The sequence below is a fragment of the Nonomuraea sp. NPDC004702 genome (assembly GCF_053601695.1).
Map to the genome: position 1 here is coordinate 132,232 of NZ_JBSGCE010000022.1, position 22,168 is coordinate 154,399.

Genomic DNA, 22,168 nt, shown 5'->3' on the forward strand with positions numbered 1-22,168 from the left:
GCGCCCGTCGCGGGCGGGCTCAATATTGAGCAGCAGGACGGCGGCCCGATCGGCCTAGCCTCTCCTGTGCCTGACATGCCTCTGGGAGCCCACGAACTGCTGGTCTTCATGCTGCAGCTGGGCCTGCTCCTCGGTCTCGCCGTCCTGCTCGGCCGGCTGGCCGTGCGCCTGCGCATGCCCGCCATCGTCGGCGAGCTGACCGTGGGCGTGCTGCTCGGCCCGTCGCTGCTGAGCCACCTCGCCCCCGCCCTGAAGTTCACCCAGCTCCACCTGCTGGACGCGGTGGGCCAGGTCGGCGTCCTGCTGCTGGTCGCCATCACCGGCGTCCAGCTCGACTTCGGCCTGGTCCGGCGACGTGGCGCGACGGCCGTCAAGGTGAGCGTCGCCGGTCTCGTCGTGCCGCTGGGGCTCGGCGTGGCCGCCGGTTTCCTGCTGCCCGCCTCCCTGCTCGTCGAGGGCACCAGCGTGACCGTCTTCGCGCTGTTCCTGGGCGTGGCCACGTGCGTCAGCGCCATCCCCGTGATCGCCAAGACGCTGACGGACATGAAGCTGCTGCACCGCGACGTCGGCCAGCTCTGCCTGACGGCGGGGATGGTGGACGACGCGTTCGGCTGGTTCATGCTCTCGGTCGTCTCGGCCATGGCGACCACCGGCGTGCGCACCGGGCAGATCGTGTTGTCGCTGGTCTACCTGGTCGCGCTGGTGCCGTTCGCGCTGTGGGTGGGCCGGCCGCTGGTCCGCTGGACAATGCGGGCGGCCACCCGCTCGGACGAGCCGGGCCCGGCCGTGGCCGCCGCCGTGGTGCTGGTGCTGCTGGCCGCCGCCGGCACGCACGCGCTCGGCCTGGAGGCCATTTTGGGGGCGTTCGTCTGCGGCGCGCTGATCGGACGGTCCGGCCACGCCGACGCCGCGTGGCTGGCCCCGCTGCGCACGATCGTGCTGAGCATGCTCGCGCCCCTGTTCTTCGCGACGGCCGGCCTGCGCATGGACCTCACGCTGCTGTCCAGGCCGGACGTGCTGGCGGCGGCCGGGGTCGTGCTGGGGGTGGCGATCGTGGGCAAGTTCCTGGGCGCGTACCTCGGGGCGCTGCTGAGCCGGTTGAGCGCGTGGGAGGCGTTCGCGCTGGGGGCGGGCATGAACGCGCGCGGCGTCATCGAGGTGATCGTGGCGATGGTCGGGCTGCGCATCGGCATCATCGACACGGCGATGTACACGATCGTGATCGTCGTCGCGATCGTCACCTCGCTCATGGCGCCGCCGATCCTGCGCGTCGCGATGAGACGCGTCGAGCTCACCGCCGAGGAACGCCTGCGCCGGGCCGAGCACGAGCAGCTGGTCGAGCCCGGCCGCCGCGGCTGACCTATCGGGGGACGACGATCGCCGTGGCCAGCAGCCCGGGGGCGGCCGTCCAGCGGCCCGCGAACTCCGCCAGCGGCGCGTCCGGCGGCAGCAGCCTGGCGCGGAAGCGGCCGTCGAGGGAGAAGGCGAGCGAGCCGTCGTGGAACCCCAGCCACTGGCCGGTCAGCGGGAACCACGCCTTGTAGACCGACTCCTTGGCGCTGAACAGCAGCCGGTCCCAGCAGGTGCCGGGCCGCAGGTCGCGCAGCTCGCGGACCATCGCGGCCTCCTCGGGCCGGGCCACCATGCGGAAGACGCCTTCGGGGAGCGGTTCGTGCGGTTCGGCGTCGATGCCGATGCTGCGCACGTCGCCGGCGTCGGCCACGGCCGCCGCGCGGAACCCGGCGCAGTGCGTCATGCTGCCCACCGCGCCCGCCGGCCAGCGCGGCGCGCCGCGCCGGCCGGGGACGATGGGCGCGGGCGGCATGCCGAGGGCCGCCAGCGCCTCGCGGGCGCAGTGGCGGACGGTGGCGAACTCGCGCCGGCGTTTGGCGACCGCCTTCCTGACGGCGTGCCGCTCCTCGGGGAAGAGCCGCACGCCGGTCGGGTCGCCGTAGGCGGTGGAGACGGCGACGTTGTCCGGGACGAGCGTCTCGATCATCGAGTGTCCCTCCTCCTGGGCCGGCGGGTGCCCCTCCGTCTACCCACAGGCCGCGGTCGTCACCGCTCTCCGGCGAGCGGTTCGAGGACGAGGACCGGGATCAGGCGCTCCGTCTTCGTCTGGTAGTCGGCGTAGTCGGGGTAGGCCGCCACCGCCCGCCGCCACCAGACGTCCTTCTCCTCCCCCGACACCTCGCGCGCCCGGTAGACGCCGGTCGCCGTGCCGTCCTGGAGCTCGACGACGGGCTCGGCGAGCACGCTGGCGTACCACTGCGGGTTGACCGGGGCGCCGCCCAGGGACGCGACGGCCGCGTAACGCCCCTCGTGCTCGACCCGCATGACCGGCGTCCTGCGCAGTTTGCCGGTCTTCGCGCCCCGGTAGGTCATCAGCACGACGGGCCGGTCCTTGATCGTGACGCCGTCGGTCGTGCCGGTGCGCATGATCTGCTCGACGTGCTCGCGGACCCAGTCCGACGTGCTGGGCTCGTACTCGCCGGTCGGCCCCTGCCCTGCCCGCCGCGCCTCCGCCGGGCCGTGCCGCCGGCCGGGGCGCTTGTCCACGTTGTCGGTGAGGGTGTTGATCAGGGCGGGCAGCCCGGCCACCGTCTCGGCCGGCAGCCCGGCCACGGTCTCCTCGGCCAGGTCGATCCAGAGCCGCTTGACCTGCTCGGCCAGCGCCCGGCCGCTGTCGGTGAGCTCGACCACGCTGGCCCGCTTGTCGGACGGCGCAGGCGTGCGGCGGATGTGACCGGAGGCCTCCAGCTTGCGGCTCATGAGCGTCACGCTGGGCGGCTCGCACCCCAGCGCCTCGCTGAGCTGCGCCTGGATCCTCGGCCCGGTGCGGGCGAGTTCGAGCAGGAGCGCCTCCTGCCCGGGATGCAGGCCGAGCGGGGCCAGCAGGGCGGCGGCCCTGGCCCGGTGGCGCAGGCTCAGCAGGCGGATCGCCTGGTTGACGGCGTCGGCTTGCGCGAAGTCCATGATCGCTCCTTGACGGAAATTAGTTATCTGCATAATAGTTATCCGCGTAACCAAATCCTACACGGCCGGGGCACGGCCCGCGGGAGCCGGGGCCGTCCCCGGCGCGGCGCACGCACGCCGCGCGTCCACGGCGGCGAAGCAGACAAGAACGGAACAATCCATGACGAGCATCGGCGCCGCCGCCCGGCGGGCCACCCCACGAACCATCCCGTCCTGGCTGATCCTGGCGCTGGCCTGCGCCGGCCAGTTCATGGTCATCCTGGACGCCTCCATCGTGAACGTCGCCCTCCCCGCCATCCGCGCGGAGCTCGGCTTCACCCCCGCCGGGCTCGCCTGGGTGGTGAACGGCTACCTGCTGGCCTTCGCCGGGTTCATGCTGCTGGGCGGCCGGGCCGCCGACCTGTTCGGCCCGCGCCGGACGCTGGTCGCCGGGCTGCTGCTGTTCTCCGCCGCCAGCCTGGCCGCCGGCCTGGCCACCGCGGCGGAGGTCCTGGTCGCGGCCCGCGTGGCACAGGGCGCCGGGGCCGCCATGATGGCCCCCGCCACGCTGGCCGTGATCAACACGTACTTCACCGAGCCGGGCGCGCGTGCCAGGGCGTTCGGCGCCTGGTCGTCCGCGGGCGGCGTCGGCGGGATGATCGGCGCGGTGGCCGGCGGCGCCATCACCACCGGCCTGTCGTGGCGCTGGGTCTTCCTGATCAACGTGCCGGTCGGCGCGCTGCTGATCGCCGTGGCCCTCGCGGCGCTGGTCACCGTACAGAGCGCGCGGCGCGAGCCGCTCGACCTGGCCGGCGCGGTCACCGCGACCGCCGGCCTGGCGGCCCTGGTCTACGGGGTCATGCAGAGCGCCGAGCACGCCTGGTCGTCCGGACGGGTGCTCGTGCCCGTGCTCGGCGGCCTGCTGCTGCTCGCCGTCTTCGTCGTGGTCGAGGCGCGCTTCGCCGGGCGGCCCATGCTGCCCCTGCGGCTGCTCCGGATCCGGGGGGTGGCCGTCGGGAACGGCATGCTGCTGCTGTTCGGCGGGATCACCATCGCGATGTGGTACTTCACGTCGCTGTTCCTGCAGAACGTCCTGGGCTTCAGCGCGCTGCTGGCGGGGCTCGGGCAGACGCCCGCGGCGGTGACGTTCATGCTGGTCGCCCGGGCGTCCGCGGCCCTGCTGCCGCGGGCCGGGGCGCGGGCGCCGGTGCTCGGCGGCGGCGCGCTGTTCGTGGCCGGGTTCGGCTGGCTGTCCCTGGCGCAGGCCGGCGGCGGCTACCTCACCGGCGTCCTCGGACCCACGCTGCTCGTCGCGGCCGGGATCGGGCTGACCTTCCCCACCCTCATGGCCGCGGCGACCGCCGAGGCGCCCGAAGGCGCGGCGGGCGTTGTGGGGGGCCTGGCCAACACCACCAGCCAGGTGGGCTCGTCGATCGGCCTGGCGGTCCTCGCGACGGCCGCGGGCGCCGCCGGCTCCCCCGAAGCCCTCGCCGACGGCTACGGCCTGGTCTTCCTCATCGCGGCCGGGCTCGGCCTGGCCCTGGCGGCGGGCGGCTTCCTGCTGCCGCGCCGCGCCTGACCCACCCCCACCCCTTCCACCAAGGAGACCTCCATGTCCATCGCCTTCGATCCGATCGCCGTGGGCCGCACGAAGCTGGCCAACCGGGTCGTCATGGCCCCGATGACCCGCAGCCGCGCCCGCGACGGGCTGGTGACGAGCCTGACGGCGCGGTATTACGCCCAGCGCGCCTCCGCCGGGCTGATCGTCACGGAGGGCGTCCAGCCGTCGGTGATCGGCCAGGGCTATCCCTTCACGCCCGGCCTGCACAGCGCGGCGCAGGTCGCCGCCTGGCGCGAGGTGACCGGCGCGGTGCACGCGGCGGGCGGCAAGATCTTCGCCCAGCTCCTGCACACCGGCCGGATCGGCCATCCGGTGCTGCTGCCCGAGGGGGCGGTCCCCGTCGCGCCGTCGCCGGTGGCCGCGCGCGGGCAGCTCTTCACCCCCGACGGCGTCAAGGAGTTCGTCACCCCGCGCGAGCTGACGGAGCCCGAGATCGAGCGGACCGTCGCCGACTTCGCGGACGCCGCCCGCAACGCCGTCGAGGCCGGCTTCGACGGCGTGGAGCTGCACGGCGCCAACGGCTACCTGATCCACCAGTTCCTCGCCCCCGGCAGCAACCGGCGCACCGACGGCTGGGGCGGCTCGGCGGCCGGGCACGCCAGGTTCGCCGTGGCGGTCGTCTCCGCCGTGGCCGGCGCGATCGGCGGCGACCGCACCGCGTTGCGGATCTCCCCCGGGATGCCGAACAACGACATGCACGAGCCCGACCCGCGGCCGGTCTACGAGGAGCTGCTGGGCCGGACGTCCGGGCTGGGGCTGGCGTACCTGCACGTCATGGAGGCCGCCGATCGGGAGCTGACGCGTGCCCTGCGGCGGCTCTTCCCCGGCCCGCTCGTCCTGAACCCGCACACCGGCGACCGCCCGACCGGCCCCGAGGACCTCGCGCTGATCGAGGACGGCACCGCGGACCTGATCGCCTTCGGCCGGCTCTTCCTCGCCAACCCCGACCTGCCCCGCCGGCTGGCGACCGGCGCGCCGCTCAACGCCCCGGACCCGGCCACCTTCTACGGCGGCGACGCGGCGGGCTACACCGACTACCCGGCCCTGCCCGCCTGACCGGCCGGTCGCGGGGCGCGGACCCGCCACCCTTTTTGATCTTCAAGGATGCGGCCGGCCAGAATTTCGGTCGGCCGATAAAGCGGCTCCCTTGCGGAGAAGGCGGTCGGAGGCGGTGTCAAGGAAGGTCCGCGCCCCACGCCCCGGCGGCGATTGACCCGGACCCGCGCGAACAGGACGCCACCAGGCTCGATGCGCGCCTCCACCCGCCGGAGTCACCGAAACGTGATCGGCGCTCTTTTCCCACGCATTCTTCGCCTCGCGCATGATTCAAGGGAGAACAATTCCTCGGCGAATTCGGGGCGGGCGGCTCGCCGGAAATTCGCCGCCGCCCGATCGCCATTCAAATGATTCGGGAAAAGCGCATTGTCCGATCAATTGCGTCCCGGAGTTCAGCGGATGAGGCCGCGGAACCGTCCTGGAACGATCCATATGCGAGAGGCCGCCGAGGATGCCAGCATCGTCGGATGGCCCAAGAGGTGGAATCCATGACCGAGCCCGCGATCCGTCCCAACGAGACGACGGTTCCGGTGCTGCCCTGCCCTTCCCCCGAGCAGACCCTGGAGTTCTTCGAGGCGCTCGGGTTCACCGTCACCCACCGGCAGACCCGGCCCTACGTCTATCTGGCGATGCGCTGGAGCGGGTTCGACCTGCATTTCGGTCCCGCGCCGAAGGACTTCGACCCCGCCCGGGACGCGACCGGGGCGTGCCTGGTCCTGGTCGACGCCGTGGCGCCGTACCACGCCGCGCTCGTCGCGGCCATGCGCCGGGCCTACGGCAAGGTGCTGAGCTCGGGCCTGCCGCGGATCACCCGCTACCGGCCCGGCGCGTCCAGGTTCACGCTGATGGACCCGTCCGGGAACTCGATCATGTTCATCCAGCGGGACGAGCCGGCCGAGCTGGAGTACGGCGGCTCCAAGAAGCTGACGGGCCTGGCCAAGGCGCTGGACAACGCCCGGATCCTGCGCGAGTTCAAGAACGACGACCTGCAGGCCTACCGGGCGCTCAAGTCGGCCGTGCGCCGGCACGGCCCGCAGGCTCCGGCGGCCGAGCGGGCCATCGCCCTGTGCCACCTCGCCGACCTCGCCACGGCGCTCGGCGAGCCCGCCGAGCCGTGGCTGGCCGACCTGCGCGGCATCGAGCTCACCGCCGACGACAGGCGGCGCGTCGAGTCCGAGGTCGGCCACCTCGCCGACCTGCGTGAGTGGCTCGGGCCGAGCTGACGGCGGGCAGACCGGCGGCGGACGGCCGGGCCGCGGCGGGCGTCAGGAGGCGGGGGTGTTGTGCATGATCTTGACCATCCGCACCTTGCCGTTGGGCTCCGGGGTGATGCTGTCCACCGTGCGTGCGGTCACCTCGAAGTCCTTGGCGACGGCGGCCACGGCGTCGCGGACCCGCCCGGCCAGGTCGGCGGGGGCCGACGGCGAGGGCACCAGCAGGATCTCCACCGCGCCCGGCCGGTACTGGAGCACCTGCACGCCGCGCACGCCCGCCGTCGGCATCACGGCCGGGTTGGTGAGGAAGTTGGCGTGCACCGTGCGCCCGTCGGCGGCCACGACGCGGTCCTCGGTCCGTCCCTGGATCCGGCGGATGATCGGGGTGTGGAAGGCGCGGCACGGGCAGTCGTCCGGCTCGATGAGCACGCGGTCGCCGAGCCGGTAGCGGATCAGCGGCATCGCCTCGGCGTGCAGCCGGGTCACCAGGACCTCGCCCTCGCCGTCGGCCAGCGACACGCCGCCGTCGTCGTGCAGCACCTCCACCACCACGTCGGCCGAGCGCAGGTGCATCGCGCCCTCGGGGCAGGTGCGGCCGATCGTGTACGCCTCCACCGAGGCGTACACCTCGTGGCCGCGCGCCCCGAAGTAGTTCAGCACGTGCTCGCGGGCCTCGGGGGTGAGCGTCTCGCCGGCGAAGATGACGGTGTGCACGCGACGGTAGGCGATCTTCCTGCGGCGCAGCTCGTCCACGAGGGTGACGATGCAGCCGGGGAAGCCCCACAGGAACGTCGGCCGTCCGCGCAGGAACGCCTCGACCTGCTCGTCCAGGCTGCGGCTGGTGTTGACGTGGACCGTACGGGCCAGGCCGAGCCGCTGCAGCCGGTGCGGCCGGAACTCGCCCACCCGGAAGTAGCCGATCCGGTCCCAGGGACGCAGGCCCGAGGCCAGCAGGTCCTGGAGGTAGGTGGCGCGCAGGTAGCCGAGGTCGCCCTCGGAGTAGAAGGGGCGGATGGGCACGCCGGAGGAGCCGCTGGTGGGCGCCTCGCGGGTGTTGTCGGGGGTGAACCCGGCGGCCATCAGCTCGGCGGGCGGCAGGTCGCGCAGCGTCGTCCGGTTCAGCATCGGCAGGGCGGCCAGGTCGGCGGCGGTGGACAGCGCCGCCACGGCGTCGGCCGGGAACACGCGGCGGTAGTACGGCACGTTGGCGTGCGCGTGACGGACGAGCCCCGTCAGCAGCCGGTCCTGCACGACCTGGAGCCGGGCCGGGTCCATCCGGTCCCGCGACCGCGCCAGGTAGAGGTTCCGCACCACCGGCACCACCGGGATCGTGCTGGGCAAGCCCTTCATGAGGTCTCCTTCTTCAGCGTGGCCAGCATGACGCCGCCCTTGACCACCTCGCCCGCGCAGTACGCCAGCAGCGCGCCGAACGCCGTCGCGGCGGGCACCAGGAACCAACCGGCGGCGGCGACCACCGCGAACTGCAGGCACGCGGCCACCGCGGCCAGCCGCCGTCCCCGGTCGTCGGTGTTCTCCACCAGCAGGAACGCGGGCAGCACGGCCACCGTCAGGGCCGCCTCGGCCAGCAGCGCCGCGCCGGTCGCCACCATGCCCCGCTGGCCGCCCGCCAGCACCACCCCGAGCACGACCACCGCCAGGGCGCCGGCCGGCACGGCGGGCGCGAGGATGCGCCGCGCCATCCGGCGGGCGCCGGCCTCGCCCGTGCCCTCGATCCAGACCGCCACCCGCGGCTGGAGGATGCGCAGCAGGTACGACACGCCCATCACGACCACCGACAGCGCCACCGACCACACGTAGAAGACGCTGGTCTGCTGCGCGTCGCCCAGGTGGGCGAAGTACGCGAACGTCACCGAGGTGGCCGCGACCGCGGTCACCTCGCCGACGCTGAGCAGCGCCGCCGCGCGCACGGCCGGGCGGTAGGCGCCCTTGTCCGCCCTGCCGGAACGCCCGCGGATCAGCCCGGCCGCCAGCACGGCGTTCAGCACCGCCAGCACGCCGACGTGCAGGGCCAGCAGCGCGTTGGCCCGCATCCCGGTCAGGGCCACCAGCCCCACGCCGGACGCCTGCGCGACGGCGAGCGTCAGGTAGGCGAACACGTCGGCCCGCGCCCGCCCGCGCAGCCGGTTCAGCGCCGCCATGACCGCGCAGCAGCCCAGCCCGCAGGCGTAGGCGGCGGCGGCCGCGTACCGGGCCGGCGCGCCGCCGGGGTCGGCCGCCGCCAGGGCCAGCCAGACGGGCACGGCCAGCGCGAACGGCGTGGCCGCCAGCAGCATGAACAGCGGCCGCAACGTCTGCCCGCCGCGCCGCGGCACCAGCGCCAGCGCCGCCTTCTCGATGCCGCTGGACGTCAGCGCCAGCAGCCAGCCGGACACGCCGTTGGCGGTGGCGTACAGGGCGAACTCGTCGGCGCCCCAGAGGCCGAGCAGCACCAGGTTGGCGGTCCACAGGGCGGCGCGGAACGCGCCGCGCCCGGCGAACAGGGCCGCCGTCACCGCCACGAGGCGTGGCGGCGGCCTGCGGCGCAGGCTCACGGTCACGGGCCGGCCTGTGCCGACTCGACGAACCTGCCCTTGCCGCCGGGGGTGAGCGTGACCCGTTCGGCCTGCTCGAAGCGCACCTCGACCGGGCCGCCCACCTGCTTGGCCAGCCCGTCCCGGTAGGCCGCGGCCACCTCGTCGAAGTCCCGGCCCGCCTCGGGGACCAGGTGGACGGTGACGTTGCCGTCGGCGTCCTGGCGGACCATGCTCTCGGCCACGCCCGGCGTCCACATGGCCAGCGACAGGAACGTGGCCGTGTAGACGCGGTGGCCGCCGGGGAAGGTGATGTAGTCGTCGGACCGGCCGCCGGTCACCCGCATGCGCATGAACCGGTTGCCGCAGCCGCACTCCCCCGGCACGATCATGCCGCGGTCGCCCAGGCGGTAGCGGACCAGCGGCATCGCCCGTTCCCTGAAGTGGGTCACCACGACCGCGCCGTCCTGGCCGTCGGGCACCGGCATGCCGTCGTCGTCCACGATCTCCAGGCGGACGCGGTCCTCGTCCACGTGCATCGCACCCCGGTCGCACTGGGTGGAGACGGTCAGCACCTCGTAGGCCGAGTACTCGTCGTACACCGGGACGCCGAAGCCGTTCTGCAGCAGCTCGCGCACCTCGTCGGTGAGCAGTTCCGAGTCGGTCATGACCATGCGCAGCGTGCGCCGCAGCCGGGCCACGTCGGCGGGCGAGGCGGCGCGCAGCAGCCCGCGCAGCACCACCGGGTAGCCCATGATCAGGTGCGGGCGCACCTTCAGCACGTCGGCCAGGATCTTCGCGTCGCCCTGCCCGGCGCCGATGACCGTGCGCGGGAACAGGCCGAGCCGCTGGAACCAGCGCAGCGGGCGGGGGAACGGCTTGATGTGCGCGATCCGCCACCACGGCCGGTAGCCCGACAGCAGGAAGCGGCGGAAGATGGTCGCGCCGTGGTAGCCGTAGGCGGCCACGTCGTGCCGCACCTCCAGGACGCGGCCCGTGGTCCCGCTCGTACGGTCGAGCCGGTAGTCCTTGGTGCTCAGGCCGGGCGTGTGGAAGCGGGACAGGTCGCCGTCCAGCACGGTGGCCTTGTCCAGGATCGGCAGCTTCGCCAGGTCGGCCAGGCTGTGCAGGGGCACGTCGTAGCGCGGGTCGGCGTAGTGCGGCACGTGCGCGCGGGCGAAGGCCAGCAGGTCGCGCAGGCCGTCGAGGGTGAGCCGGTCGGTCTCGGCGCGCGGGCGGCGGATGGCGCGGAAGGCGTCCACGACGTGCCGCACCTCCCGCACGGCGACGCCCAGTCCATGGCTCACAGGCCGTCCCCGATCTCGAAGCGGAGCAGCCCGGTGGCCTCAGCCAGCACGCCGGCCAGGGCGTCCCGGCCGGAGGCGGCGACGGTCAGGTAGCCGAGCTTGGCGCCCGCCCGCGTGTAGCGCTCCACGTGGTCGCCGGGGGCGGCGGCCAGCACCAGGTCGACGACGCCGGGCAGCGCCCTGACCTGCTCCTCGCCGTCCACCCGGACCAGCTTCCCGTCGCGTTCCGCGTTGAGCACGCGGACCGCGCCGTACCGGGTCGCCGCCGGGGTCAGGGACGGCGTCTCGCCCATGGCCGACAACACGTACTGCTCGACCACGTCCACGCCGTGCACCAGGCCCAGCAGCTCGGCCAGGCCGTTGCCGCCCAGGCGGGCGCCCATCTCGACGAGCACGACCTCGCCCGTCCCGGTGACCAGCACGTCGGCGCTGAGCGGCCCTTCGCGCAGCCCGGTCTCGGCGCAGATCGCGTCGAGCATCGGGCGCACGGCGTCGGTGACGTGGTCCGGGCCCGGCATGGTGTGCTGGACGGTGATGAACAGCGGCGGCGGGGTCAGCTCCCGTTCGGCCAGGCCGATCAGGGCCACCTTGCCGCCGATCACGAACGCCTCGGCCGTGTAGTGGGCGCCCTCCAGGAACTCCTCGGCCACGACGCGGCCGGACAGCGACCACTCCCTGGCCAGCCCCACGGCCTCGGGCAGCTCGTCCGGCGCGCGGCACAGCGACACGCCGCGGCTGCCGGAGGAGTCCACCGGCTTGACCATGAGCGGGAAGCCCAGGTCAGAGGCGTCGCGCAGCACCTCCTCCGCGGTGCCGCTCACGTGGCGGGGGCCGGGCAGGCCGAGCCGGGCGCACATCGCGCGGAACCAGCCCTTGTCCACCGAGCCGCGCACCGCGCCCTCCGACAGCCCGCACGGCAGGCCGAGCCGGGCGGCCAGGGCGAGCTGCGAGGGCAGGTTGACGTCGCTGGCCGGGGAGACCACGCCGGCCAGGTCGTCGCGCTCGGCCAGGGCCCGCGCGACCCGCGGCACGTCGCGGGTGCTGAGGTCGAGGAACTCGTCGGCGTGCGCGACGCCGGGGGCGTCGGCCCGCATGTCCACGCAGATCGTGCGCACGCCGAGGCGGGCCGCGGCGCGGATGGTGCTGATGGCGCCGTCCGCGCCGCCGAGGACCGCGATGGTGCGGCCGGCGCCGGTCATGTGAGCCTCCCGGCGAGCAGGTCAGCGGAATCGACCGGCACGTTGGCCTCCCGTACGAGGAACAGCGGCGGACGGGCCTGACCGCGAGAGATGTGCAGAAGCGTGCGGGCCATCATGCTCAGCCCGAACAGGGCGGCGGCCAGCGCCAGCCCGAACAGCAGCGCGCTGCCGGTGATCCCGGCGAGCAGCGCCACGGGCAGGCCGATCAGGCCCGCCCACACCGCGGCCGAGATGGGCCGCGACGAGAAGCCGAAGAACAGGTCCAGCGAGTGCCTGGCCAGCCCGCGCACGGTCACCTTGGACGAGCCGTGCACCCGCGGCCGGTGCGCGGTCGGCACGGTCGTCCAGGCGCGCGTCAGGCGCGGCAGCGTGGCCAGGAAGTACGGCGTGCCGAGCCGCAGGTCCACGATCCGGCGCGCGATCTCCGTGCGGACCAGGCGGAACGTCGTGGCGCGCGGCGGGATCTCGATGCCCAGCAGCCGCCGCGCCAGCCAGTCGTGCACGATCGACGCGGTCCGCCGCGGCCAGGGGTCCTTGCGGTCCACCCGGATGCCGAACACCGCGTCGTACCCGTCGGCCGCCCGCTCGATCAGCCGCTTGGCCTCGGTGGGCGGGAACTGCAGGTCGGCGTCGAGATGCAGCACCCAGGGGTTCCGGGCGTACCGATAACCGGCCGAGAAGGCGGCCTCCACGCCGAAATTCTTGGACAACGATATGAACGACACACGATTGTCACTCTCGGCGATCATTCGAATGCGCGCGAGCGTGTCGTCCGTACTGCCGTCGTCGACGAAGAGAATTTCGAGTTCGCCCTGGTCACCCAGCGCGTCTGCGATTTCGCGATAGGTGTCAGGGATGTTGTCGGCCTCGTTCAGGCACGGAACGACCACGGTGAGTGCCAGGCCGTCCGGCGGAACCGGAAGCGGATGCTCATTCATGGAACGGTCTTCACCACGTGTATCAACCCCGGTTCACCCTGTGACAGGGCCCGGGCATTCCCACCCGGCTACGACCCCGGTTGCGGAATATATCCAAACGCGTCAGACAAAAGATAGGTATTGATTTCTTTCCGGACGGTTTGTTAGGAAGATCTCCGACGCGGGGCCGCTGGGTCATGCGCATTGTCAGGGGGCATTCATGTATGTGCTCGGCATCAGCCAGGTCCACGACTCGGCGGCGGCCCTGGTGGCCGACGGGAAGATCGTGGCCTTCGCCGAGGAGGAGCGGTTCACCAGGGTCAAGCACGACGGCCGGTTTCCCGCGCAGGCCGTGCGCTACTGCCTGGAGGAGGCCGGCATCACGCTGGCCGACGTCGACCACGTCGCCTACTACTGGCAGGCGCCCCGCGAGACGTTGCACGCGCTCGGCCACTTCGCCCGGCACCTGCCCCACACGCTGGCCGTCTTCCGCAACGACGCCGGCGACTACGGCGACAAGGCCAGCGGCCTGCTGGAGACGCTGTCCGACCAGAAGGGCCAGGCCCACCCGGACGACTACAACGTGGGCGGCGCGCTGCTGCTGCACCTGCGGCGCGGGTTCACGCTGGAGAAGATCCTGCGCGAGTCGCAGAACTTCCGGGGCCGGACGAAGTTCAAGGTCCACCTGATGGACCACCACCGCGCCCACGCCGCCAGCGCCTTCTTCATCTCGCCGTACCAGGAGTCGGCGATCATCACCTGGGACGGCATCGGCAGCGACGGCACCTCCACCTACCTCGGGCTGGGCAAGGGCGGCCGGATCCACGACATCCGCCGGGTCAAGTTCCCGCACTCGCTGGGCGCCATGTACGCCGGCGTCACCGGGTACCTCGGCTTCAACCCGACCCGGGACGAGGGCAAGGTCATGGGCCTGGCCGCGTACGGCACCGACCGCTACGTGGACGACTTCGCCGACCTGGTCCGCCTGGGCCCCGACGGCCACTTCGAGCTGGACCTGAGCTGGTTCCGGCACCACGCCACCGGCAAGCACCAGATGTCGGCCAAGTTCCTGGAGCGCTTCGGCCCGGCCAGGCCGCGCGAGCGCGCCATCCCCAACCAGCACTACGCCGACGTCGCGTACGCGCTGCAGGCCACGCTGGAGCGCACCGGCCTGCACGTGGCGCGCTGGCTGCAGGCCAAGACCGGGCAGACCCGCCTGGTCACCGCCGGCGGCGTCGCGCTGAACAGCGTCATGAACGGCCGCATCCTGCTGGAGACGCCGTTCGAGGACTTCTTCGCCCAGCCCGCCGCCGCCGACGACGGCTCGGCGCTGGGTGCGGCGCTGCTGCTGGGCGTGGAGAAGTACGGCATGCGCCGCCCGCGCGACGAGGAGTACATCTTCCTCGGCCCGCAGTTCGGCGAGGAGGAGATGGAGCGGGCGCTCCAGGACGCCGGCCTCGACTACCGGCGCACCGACGACATCAACGACACGACGGCGCAGGCGCTGGCCGACGGCAAGATCGTCGGCTGGTTCCAGGGCCGCATGGAGTGCGGGCCGCGCGCGCTCGGCAACCGCTCGATCCTGGCCGACCCGCGCCGCGCCGACGCCAAGGACCGGCTGAACGAGAAGGTCAAGCACCGCGAGCCGTTCCGCCCCTTCGCGCCCTCCTGCCTGGCCGAGCACGCCGGCGAGTACTTCGCCAGCGGCTACCCCTCGCCCGTCATGCTGCTCGTGTTCGACGTGCTGGAGCACCAGCGGGACAAGGTGCCGGCGATCACGCACGAGGATGGCACCGCCCGCGTCCAGACGGTCTCGGCGGCCGACAACCCGCGCTACCACGCGATGATCTCCCGCTTCGCGGAGCTGACCGGCGTGCCCATGGTGGTCAACACCTCGTTCAACGACAACGAGGAGCCCATCGTGTGCACCCCCGAGGACGCCGTGCGCTGCTACCTCAAGACCGACATGGACGCCCTGGCCCTGGGACCGTTCTTCACCGAGAAGGTCGTTCATTGAGGCGTTGGCTGTGGCTGGCGCCCGCCGTTCTGGGCGCCGGGGCGGCCACCCTGATCATGGTGATCCTGCCGCCCGACCGTACTCTGGACAACCCGCTCGAAGCGCTGTGGAAGGTCAGCCCGCTGGTGTTCGCGGTGCTGGCCGTGGCCGGGTTCCCCCGGCGTCCGGGGCTGGGCATGGCGCTGATGTGCGCGCTGGTCGTCGGCTACATGGGCGTGCTCGACACGGTCAACGTGCTGCACATCTTCTCCTACGCCGAGTCCGCCGACCAGAAGGCCGCCTTCCCCGAGCTCTACCAGTTCATGCTCTTCATGAACTCCTTCACCGTGCTGGCCGTGCTGTTCGCCTACCGGCTGGGCGGGGCGCGCTCCGACCGCGTGCTGAAGGTCGGGCTCGCCAGTGTCCTGGTGGTGATCTCCGGGCTGAACGACCTGTCGATGTGGCTGCTCGGCGACTGGCCGCAGGGCCGGCCCGGCACGCTGACGTGGGCCTCGCACATCGCGGTGTTCGTCGGCGGGCCGCCGAGCGTCGCCGTGGCAGTGATCTTCTTCCTCGTCCACCTCGTCCTGGCCGGGGTCGTGCTGGCACTGCCCGTGCGGCGGTGGCTGGACCGGCTCGTCCCCGCAGCCGCATGAACGCCGACTTAGTCGTCGTCGGCTCCGGTCTGTTCGGGCTGACCGTGGCCGAGCGGTGCGCGTCCGAGCTGGGGATGCGCGTGCTGGTGCTGGAGCGCAGGGACCACGTCGGCGGCAACTCCTACAGCGAGCGCGAGCCGCAGACCGGCATCGAGGTCCACCGGTACGGGTCGCACCTGTTCCACACGTCCAACGCGCGCGTGTGGGAGTACGCCCAGAGGTTCACGTCGTTCACGCCGTACGAACACCGGGTCTATTCGGTGCACAAGGGGCAGGTCTACCCGATGCCCATCAACCTGGGCACGATCTGCGCCTTCTTCGGCCGCCACCTCAGCCCCGACGAGGCTCGCGACCTGGTCGCCCGGCAGGCCGCCGAGGTGACCAGCGCCGGCAACCTGGAGGAGAAGGCGATCTCGCTGATCGGCCGGCCGCTGTACGAGGCGTTCATCCGGGGCTACACCGCCAAGCAGTGGCAGACTGCCCCGGCCGAGCTGCCCGCCGAGATCATCGGCCGGCTGCCGGTGCGCTACACCTTCGACGGGCGCTACTTCGACGACCTCTACCAGGGCCTGCCCACCGACGGGTACGCCGCCTGGCTGGAACGCATGGCCGACCATCCCAACATCGAGATCCGGCTCGGCGCCGACTTCTTCGACGTGCGGGAGAGCCTGGCCGGCGCGGTGCCCGTCGTCTACACCGGGCCGCTGGACCGCTACTTCGGCTACGCCGAGGGCGAGCTGGGCTGGCGGACGCTCGACTTCGAGACGTCCGTGCTGCCGACCGGCGACTTCCAGGGCACGTCTGTGATCAACTACGCCGACGAGGACCTGCCGTGGACGCGCGTCCACGAGTTCCGCCACCTGCATCCCGAACGCACCTGGTACCCGTCCGACGCCACCGTGATCATGCGGGAGTACTCGCGCTTCGCCGGCCGGGCCGACGAGCCGTACTACCCGATCAACACGCCGCAGGACCGCGCCCGGCTGCGCCGGTACCGCGACCTGACCAAGGGCGAGCGGGACGTCTGGTTCGGCGGACGCCTGGGCACCTACCAGTACCTCGACATGCACATGGCCATCGCCGCCGCCCTCACCCTGTACGAAAACCGCCTCCGCCCCCACTTCACCCCCCACCCCTCCGAATAGGACTGCCCTCCCACACCCGGGCTTGGGGCCGTCTCCCCCACACCTCCTGGTGGGATGGCCCCCTCTCACCCCGGGCTGGGCCGTTTCCGCCCACGCCTCCTGATAGGACGGTCCCCTCCCACACCCGGCCTCGGGGCCGTCCGCCATGCCTTCTGGTAGGGCGGCCAGCTTCCGCGCCCGGGACCGTCGCCGCGCCCGGGGCCATCGCCGCGCGCGGCTGCCCGTTCGCCCTCTTCACGCCCCCACCGCACGCTTTCGCCTCCCCCGGGAGCGGGCCGCCCGTGGGGCGGGCGGCCCGGTCGCCGGGTTTCAGGGAGTGGCCTGCCAGGAGGTGCGGACGAGGGCGCGTTCGGTGGCGGCCAGATGGGTCGCCGCCGCTAGCCAGGCCCGTGCGTACCCGTCCGGGTCGGCCTCGGCCAGCCTGCCGAACACGTCACGTTCACGCCGGTCGGCCTCGTCGGCGAGCGCGACGGCCAGGTCGGCGGCCGTGCGGAACCCGGCGCGGCGCAGGGACGCGGCCTGCCCGCGGGCGTCGCCGCCGCGCGCGGACTCGGCGACCGCCCTGCGCCCGCCGGAGACCGCCAGCTCGACCAGCCGGCGCACCCGCCACAGCGGCGCGCCGTCCAGCGGGTCCACCTCGGCGTACGCGTCCCGGCCGGGCGAGGGGCCGGCGTCGGCGAGCGAGGGGCTGGCGTCGGCGGGTGGCAGGTGCGAGCCCTGGAGGCGGTCGTAGCCGAGGTCGGCCCGGCCCTGCCACTCGGGGGGCAGCCTGAGCGTCGCCTCCTCCCCCGCGACCGGCCCCACGGCGAGCGGGACGAGCGTCGCCGCCCGGCCGGGCTCGACCCTGGCCACCACGCGCACCCGCAGGCCGGGGCGCGAGGCGAGCCGCCGCAGGTTCTCGACGTACGCGAGATCGGGATGACGGTTCGCCGGAACCAGCCGGACCACCACTCCCGCCGCCTCCTCCGCCTGCGCGGCTTCGGCCGCTCTCCCGACTGCCGCCACTCCCCCGGTTTCCACCGCTCCCCGGGATTCGGCCGGTTCCGCCATTCCCCCGGCTTCGGCCGGTTGTGGCGGGGCGGTGGGTGGGAGGTGGCGGGCCAGGACGTGGTCGCCCGCCGCGCCGACGATCACCAGGTCGCAGCCGACCGGCTCCCGTACCTGCTCGGCGGACTCCTCCTCGCTCCACGCCCCCGCCGACAGCCGGGCCCCCACCGCTTCGGACAGCGGCCGGGCGAACAGCGCGCCGAGCGGCCCGTCCGTCCAGGCCAGGCCGGCGACCGGGGTGGCCCGTACGCCCTTGCCCGCGCCGAGGCGGCCGTCCGGGGAGACGGTGGCCCCGGCGATCAGCAGTCCGCCCCGGGCCAGTTGCGCGTGGCTCATCATGGCCGCCCCGATGGCGACGGTCGCGGTCGCCGCGCCACGGGCACGGGCCGGGCCGCCGGGCTTGACGTCGGCCACCGAGAACCAGCGTCCGTCGTCGGTGACGAGATGGGTGACCACCCCGCCGTAGCCGGTGCTGCTGATCACGGGCTCGCGGAAGACGCCGTACACCTTCAGGCCGCCGTTCGGACGGTAGCCGCGCCGTACGGTGCCGACCAGCGCCGGGTCGGGATCGGACGCGGCCAGCCGGCCCACGGTGAGCAGCAGCTCCCGCAGGGCGGAGACCAGGTCGGCGAGGCGGTGGCTGTCGTAGCGGGCACGGGCGGCGCGCAGCCCGCGCACCACCCGCAGTGTGGCGGCCTCGGCCCTGGGCAGCCCGGCCAGGCGGGCGGTGTGGGCGGCTCTGAGCAGCTCGGCCTGCGGCACCGCGCCCGCGCCCGGCACACCCGCCGACAGCACGGCGGCCGCCGCCCGCCACAACCCCGCGGCCGCCGCCACCTGCGCCGCCCCGGGCGCAGCCGGAACGACCGCCTCCCCCGAGCCCGCCCCGGACGCGGCACCCGCCTGCCCGGCCCCTGAGCCCGCCCGGGACGCGGCACCCGCCTGCTGCCCGGCCCGTGAACCTGACCCGGACGAGGCACCCGCCTGCCCGGACCGTGAACTCACTCCGGACGCGGCACCCGCCTGCCCGGACCGTGAACTCACTCCGGACGCGGCACCCGCCTGCCCGGACCGTGGACCCGGCCCGGAGTCGCCACCCGCCTGGTCGGTGTCCGGGCGCCGGCCGGGTTCGGTGGCCGGCTGGGCGGGGCGTCCGTCGGTGGAGGGCGTGTCCGGTTGCCCGGAAGGGGACGGGGATGTGTCCGTCTCCACGTCCAGGGGCAGGGTGTCGGCCGGGTCGGCCAGGGGGCAGGTGGTGAGGAGGGCGGCGCGGTGGAGGCAGCGGGGAGCGAGGAGGCAGGAGCAGCGGGCCTGCCCCTCCTCCGCGATCACCCCCGACGGCCCCGGCGACAGCGTGACCACCGCGTCCTCGCCGCACGTGACCACCACGTCGGTGCCGTCGGCCACCCGGTGGAGGGCGGCGTACTGGTCGACGGCCGCGTCCAGCTTCTTGCGCAACCTGCTGGTCAGACCGTCGACGGCGGCGGCCACCACGTGCGGCGCGGCGGGCGGGAGCGTTGCAGAGGTGTTCACCGGACTTCTCCCCGGAGGCGGTCCCCCACCCAGCGGGCGAGGGCGAGCGGGCTGAGCGCGGCGACCGGCATGCCGGCCGCGACGAGCTGCTGGGCGATGGGCAGCGAGTAACGGGGCACGCCCTGGTCGTCGAGCGCCGCGCAGCCCATCAGGTGGACGCCGGACCCGGCGAGCGAACGCACCTCCGCGAGCAGGCCGCCCACCGGGTAGCCCTCCTCGAAGTCGCTGACGACGACCACGAGCGTACGGCTCGGCACGGTGACCAGCGTCCGGGCGTGCGCGAGCCCGGCGGCGATGTGCGTGCCACCGCCGACCCGCACTTCGAGCAGCAGGGACAGCGGGTCCTCCACCCGGTCGGTCAGGTCGATCACCTGGGTGGAGAACGCCAGGAAGTGCGTCGACAGCGTCGGCACGCCCGCGAGGACGGCCGCCGTCAGCGCGGACCACACGACCGACGCCTCCATCGACCCCGACACGTCGACCACGAGGATCAGCCGCCAGTCGGCCTCCTTCCTGGCCCGCGTGCTGAACACCGGTCGTTCCGGCACCACCACGAGCCGCCCGTCGTCGAGGCGGCGGGTGTGGGCCAGGTTGGCGCGCAGGGTGCGCGGCAGGTCGAGCCGGCCGCCGGGCCTTCTGGTCGGACGCGGATTGGCCAGGCCGGTCAGCGCGGGTCTCAGCCGGGTCGCCAGCTCGCGGGTCAGCTCGGCGACCAGGCGGCGGACGAGCGGCCTGAGCTTGGCGACCTGCTGCTCGGGCAGCCCGCCGGCCAGCGACAGCACGGACGTCAGCAGCTCGACGGACGGCCGCACGGCGGCGGGGTCCAGCTCGGCGAGCGCGTCGTGCCGTCCGGCGTCGGCGGCCCTGGCCAGCACTTCCTCGCGTACGTCGCCGCCGAACAGGGACTCCAGCTCGTCGGCCCATTCGCGGGCCGTGGGGAACGGGTCGCCCTGGCCTCCGGTGTCGCCCTGCTGCCCGAAGTCGTCGGCGCCCTCGCCGCGGCCGGCGCCGTAGAGCTCGTCCAGGGCGCGGGCGTACGGGCGGGCGCCGGCGGGCAGCCGCTCGCGCTCTTGCCCGAGCAGCAACCGCCACCGGTCGGCGGGGCCGATCCGCATCCCGTCCTCCACCCGCCGCCCGGACACCGGCTCCCCGCCCGCCGCCTGGCGCGTGGACACCGGAGGCACCGGTTCCCCGCCCTCCACCAGCGGGACCGGACCGCCCTGCGAAACCGGGGCGTCCTGCGAGACCGGACCGCCCTGCGAGACCGGGGCGTCCTGCGAGACCGGGGCGTCGGGCGAGGCCGGGGCGTCGGGCGGGGTGAGGAGGCCGAGGGTGTGCAGGGCCGTCAGGCCGGCCAGGTCGGCGGCGGTCCAGGCGGCCAGCAGGTCGGGCGGCGCGTCCAGCGTCAGGTCCGGACGGTCCCCGAGCCGCTCGGACACCGCCGCCAGCAGCCGGCCTCGCGCCGCCGGGGCGAGCGTGTCGAAACCACCGCGCAGGGCGGGCAGCCGGTCGAGGAACTCCTTGTCCGCCAGCTCGTCCACCCGGTCCATCAGCGGGCCGAGCGCGGCGGGCGCCGCCTGGAGCAGCGGTCCGGCGGCCGTGAGCACGCCGGTCAGCAGCAGGCTCAGCCGGCGGCGGCCGTCCGGGGTGGTGGCGGTGTCGATCCAGCCGGCGGCCCGCGCGCCCAGGAGCTCGGGGCCGTCCAGGTCGAGCAGCACGCGGGCGGCCAGCGCGGCCCCCTGGACGAGCGGCGCCCCGGTGCTCGCGAGCGCGCCCAGCGCGTCGTCCAGCCGCAGGCCCAGCCGGTCCTCCCCGGCACGCGTGGCGAGCGCGACCAGCGCGACCGCGTCCTCGGGCCGGTCGCTGCCGGCGAGTCCGGGCAGCGACCGGACCGCGGCCTCCAGCAGCGTGACGGCCAGCTCGCCCGCCTGCTCGCGTCCTTCCGGCGTGGTGCCGGGAAGGTGCTCGCGACGCAGCGCCTCCAGCAGGTCGAGTGCGTCGAGCAGCTCGGGGAGGGTGGCCGTGGCGGGCAGCGTGCCGGCGGCGTCGGCCAGCCGCTGCCCGACCAGCTCCGGCAGGTCGCAGCGGGCGGCGGCGCGCAGCCCGTCGAGGATGGTGCGGCAGGTGGGGCCGCCGTCCGCGGACTCGCGCCGGTAGGTCTCCCGCAGCGTGCCCGCCGCGGCCTGCGCCGGGGTCACGCCCCGGACGCCGGCCAGGTCGAGCAGCGCGGGGGCGGCGGGCGTCCAGGACAGGCGCCATTTGGTGGTGAGCGCGCCGGCGTCGCCGGTGCCCGCGACCTGGATCGGCTCGCCGTAGCCGATGCCGCACACGTGCAGCCGGCGCAGCAGCACCTCCCGGCGCGCGTCCAGGTCGGAGCGGAGCGGGTCGAGCCGCACCTCGCGCGGGTCGGGGTCGTCCGGGCAGGGCAGCCTGAGCGCGGCCAGCTCCTCCTCGACGGCGGGGCCGAGCCCTGAGCGGGGGGTGCCGGGGGCGGTGCGGCCCCTGGCCGTCCCGACGAGCACCGTGTCGAGCGCCTTGGCCAGCGCGCGTCCGCGGCCCAGGGGTTCGCCCTGGCCGAGGACGGTCGTCACCGCCTCCAGCAGCTCGCCGCGGCCTGGGGCGGGCAGGCCGCGCAGGCGGGCGAGGTCGCACGCCAGGCGCAGCGTCTCGACGGCCTCGCCGGTGCCCGCCGTGTGCCCGGCGGCCCGCAGCTCCCTGCACAGGTCGGTGATCGCGCGGGCGGCGCCGTCCCTGACCCGGTCCGGTACGCCGTCCGCCTCGAACACCGCCTGCTGCCAGCGCGGGTCGCGGATCCCGGCCGGGTAGCCCGACCGGGAGTCGAGCAGATCGAAGGCGTACGGGACCAGCGAGGTGACGGCCCGCGCCCCGGCGTGCGCGGACCCAGCGGACGCGGACCCAGCGGACGCGGACCCAGCGGACGCGCATCGACGGCGCGGGCGACTTCGGCATCCTCGTACGGATCGTGCTGCCGCT

16 protein-coding genes are annotated in these 22,168 nt (G+C 74.2%); 7 read left to right on the top strand and 9 right to left on the bottom strand.

Features of this window, described 5'->3' with window-relative positions; translation table 11 throughout:
- The first annotated feature begins 75 nt into the window (after positions 1 to 75).
- Positions 76 to 1,359 (top strand): cation:proton antiporter, encoded by a 1,284-nt coding sequence (locus ACWEJ6_RS26575; RefSeq protein WP_452427017.1) that lies wholly within the window; start codon positions 76 to 78, stop codon positions 1,357 to 1,359.
- A gap of 1 nt (position 1,360) precedes the next feature.
- Here ACWEJ6_RS26575 and ACWEJ6_RS26580 read toward each other — a convergent pair whose 3' ends face one another.
- Both ACWEJ6_RS26580 and ACWEJ6_RS26585 read right to left on the bottom strand, forming a co-directional pair.
- Entirely contained in the window at positions 1,361 to 1,999 is a 639-nt protein-coding gene (locus ACWEJ6_RS26580) for a 4'-phosphopantetheinyl transferase family protein (RefSeq protein WP_452427019.1), read from the bottom strand.
- 59 nt (positions 2,000 to 2,058) lie between these two features.
- The gene (locus ACWEJ6_RS26585; protein WP_452427021.1) at positions 2,059 to 2,976 is read right to left on the bottom strand and encodes a nitroreductase/quinone reductase family protein; all 918 of its coding nucleotides are present in this window, start codon (positions 2,974 to 2,976) and stop codon (positions 2,059 to 2,061) included.
- A 160-nt stretch (positions 2,977 to 3,136) separates the two neighbouring features.
- On the opposite strand from ACWEJ6_RS26585, the gene ACWEJ6_RS26590 reads away from it, so the two are divergent.
- The 3 genes from ACWEJ6_RS26590 (at position 3,137) to ACWEJ6_RS26600 (ending at position 6,855) form a co-directional block, all read left to right on the top strand.
- Complete coding sequence (locus ACWEJ6_RS26590) at positions 3,137 to 4,534, top strand: MFS transporter (protein WP_452427023.1); 1,398 nt, start codon at positions 3,137 to 3,139, stop codon at positions 4,532 to 4,534.
- A gap of 33 nt (positions 4,535 to 4,567) precedes the next feature.
- Positions 4,568 to 5,632 carry an alkene reductase gene (locus ACWEJ6_RS26595; protein WP_452427025.1) on the top strand — a complete coding sequence of 355 codons (1,065 nt, stop codon included), beginning with the start codon at positions 4,568 to 4,570 and terminating at the stop codon, positions 5,630 to 5,632.
- A 488-nt stretch (positions 5,633 to 6,120) separates the two neighbouring features.
- On the top strand, positions 6,121 to 6,855 hold the full coding sequence (locus ACWEJ6_RS26600; RefSeq protein ID WP_452427027.1) for a glyoxalase: 735 nt from the start codon (positions 6,121 to 6,123) through the stop codon (positions 6,853 to 6,855).
- Between the two features lie 42 nt (positions 6,856 to 6,897).
- On the opposite strand, the gene ACWEJ6_RS26605 is transcribed toward ACWEJ6_RS26600, so the two are convergent.
- Genes ACWEJ6_RS26605 through ACWEJ6_RS26625 form a run of 5 tightly spaced genes read right to left on the bottom strand, consistent with a single transcriptional unit; the run spans position 6,898 to position 12,821 of the window.
- Positions 6,898 to 8,196: a phenylacetate--CoA ligase family protein gene (locus ACWEJ6_RS26605; protein WP_387665436.1), complete on the bottom strand. Its 1,299-nt coding sequence runs from the start codon at positions 8,194 to 8,196 to the stop codon at positions 6,898 to 6,900.
- A complete protein-coding gene (locus ACWEJ6_RS26610) occupies positions 8,193 to 9,404 on the bottom strand; it encodes a hypothetical protein (protein ID WP_452427029.1) in 1,212 nt (403 codons plus the stop codon). The genes ACWEJ6_RS26605 and ACWEJ6_RS26610 overlap by 4 nt, the downstream gene beginning before the upstream one ends.
- The gene (locus ACWEJ6_RS26615) at positions 9,401 to 10,684 is read right to left on the bottom strand and encodes a phenylacetate--CoA ligase family protein (RefSeq protein ID WP_452427031.1); all 1,284 of its coding nucleotides are present in this window, start codon (positions 10,682 to 10,684) and stop codon (positions 9,401 to 9,403) included. The genes ACWEJ6_RS26610 and ACWEJ6_RS26615 overlap by 4 nt, the downstream gene beginning before the upstream one ends.
- Complete coding sequence (locus ACWEJ6_RS26620; protein WP_387665428.1) at positions 10,681 to 11,883, bottom strand: ATP-grasp domain-containing protein; 1,203 nt, start codon at positions 11,881 to 11,883, stop codon at positions 10,681 to 10,683. The genes ACWEJ6_RS26615 and ACWEJ6_RS26620 overlap by 4 nt, the downstream gene beginning before the upstream one ends.
- Positions 11,880 to 12,821: a glycosyltransferase family 2 protein gene (locus ACWEJ6_RS26625; protein ID WP_387665425.1), complete on the bottom strand. Its 942-nt coding sequence runs from the start codon at positions 12,819 to 12,821 to the stop codon at positions 11,880 to 11,882. The genes ACWEJ6_RS26620 and ACWEJ6_RS26625 overlap by 4 nt, the downstream gene beginning before the upstream one ends.
- Before the next feature lie 199 nt (positions 12,822 to 13,020).
- Between ACWEJ6_RS26625 and ACWEJ6_RS26630 the strand changes: the two genes are divergently transcribed.
- The 3 genes from ACWEJ6_RS26630 to glf are packed head-to-tail and all read left to right on the top strand — an operon-like array spanning position 13,021 to position 16,597.
- Complete coding sequence (locus ACWEJ6_RS26630) at positions 13,021 to 14,817, top strand: carbamoyltransferase family protein (protein ID WP_387665423.1); 1,797 nt, start codon at positions 13,021 to 13,023, stop codon at positions 14,815 to 14,817.
- Entirely contained in the window at positions 14,814 to 15,452 is a 639-nt protein-coding gene (locus ACWEJ6_RS26635) for a hypothetical protein (protein ID WP_387665420.1), read from the top strand. The genes ACWEJ6_RS26630 and ACWEJ6_RS26635 overlap by 4 nt, the downstream gene beginning before the upstream one ends.
- Positions 15,449 to 16,597, top strand: coding sequence for a UDP-galactopyranose mutase (gene glf, locus ACWEJ6_RS26640; RefSeq protein ID WP_452427034.1), 1,149 nt, complete (start codon positions 15,449 to 15,451; stop codon positions 16,595 to 16,597). Before ACWEJ6_RS26635 ends, glf begins: the two co-directional genes overlap by 4 nt.
- A gap of 309 nt (positions 16,598 to 16,906) precedes the next feature.
- Here glf and ACWEJ6_RS26645 read toward each other — a convergent pair whose 3' ends face one another.
- Both ACWEJ6_RS26645 and ACWEJ6_RS26650 read right to left on the bottom strand, forming a co-directional pair.
- Positions 16,907 to 19,174: a hypothetical protein gene (locus ACWEJ6_RS26645; RefSeq protein WP_452427036.1), complete on the bottom strand. Its 2,268-nt coding sequence runs from the start codon at positions 19,172 to 19,174 to the stop codon at positions 16,907 to 16,909.
- A partial coding sequence (locus ACWEJ6_RS26650) for a DUF5682 family protein (RefSeq protein ID WP_452427038.1) occupies positions 19,171 to 22,168 on the bottom strand: 2,998 nt, incomplete at its 5' end. The genes ACWEJ6_RS26650 and ACWEJ6_RS26645, both read right to left, overlap by 4 nt.

What these genes read in the sequence shown, in the direction of transcription:
- ACWEJ6_RS26620 (WP_387665428.1), bottom strand. Translation starts at nt 11,883, where the DNA reads ATGACCGGCGCCGGCCGCACCATCGCGGTCCTCGGCGGCGCGGACGGC.
- ACWEJ6_RS26630 (WP_387665423.1), top strand. Translation starts at nt 13,021, where the DNA reads ATGTATGTGCTCGGCATCAGCCAGGTCCACGACTCGGCGGCGGCCCTG.
- glf (WP_452427034.1), top strand. Translation starts at nt 15,449, where the DNA reads ATGAACGCCGACTTAGTCGTCGTCGGCTCCGGTCTGTTCGGGCTGACC.
- ACWEJ6_RS26600 (WP_452427027.1), top strand. Translation starts at nt 6,121, where the DNA reads ATGACCGAGCCCGCGATCCGTCCCAACGAGACGACGGTTCCGGTGCTG.
- ACWEJ6_RS26585 (WP_452427021.1), bottom strand. Translation starts at nt 2,976, where the DNA reads ATGGACTTCGCGCAAGCCGACGCCGTCAACCAGGCGATCCGCCTGCTG.
- ACWEJ6_RS26605 (WP_387665436.1), bottom strand. Translation starts at nt 8,196, where the DNA reads ATGAAGGGCTTGCCCAGCACGATCCCGGTGGTGCCGGTGGTGCGGAAC.
- ACWEJ6_RS26575 (WP_452427017.1), top strand. Translation starts at nt 76, where the DNA reads ATGCCTCTGGGAGCCCACGAACTGCTGGTCTTCATGCTGCAGCTGGGC.
- ACWEJ6_RS26625 (WP_387665425.1), bottom strand. Translation starts at nt 12,821, where the DNA reads ATGAATGAGCATCCGCTTCCGGTTCCGCCGGACGGCCTGGCACTCACC.
- ACWEJ6_RS26590 (WP_452427023.1), top strand. Translation starts at nt 3,137, where the DNA reads ATGACGAGCATCGGCGCCGCCGCCCGGCGGGCCACCCCACGAACCATC.
- ACWEJ6_RS26580 (WP_452427019.1), bottom strand. Translation starts at nt 1,999, where the DNA reads ATGATCGAGACGCTCGTCCCGGACAACGTCGCCGTCTCCACCGCCTAC.
- ACWEJ6_RS26595 (WP_452427025.1), top strand. Translation starts at nt 4,568, where the DNA reads ATGTCCATCGCCTTCGATCCGATCGCCGTGGGCCGCACGAAGCTGGCC.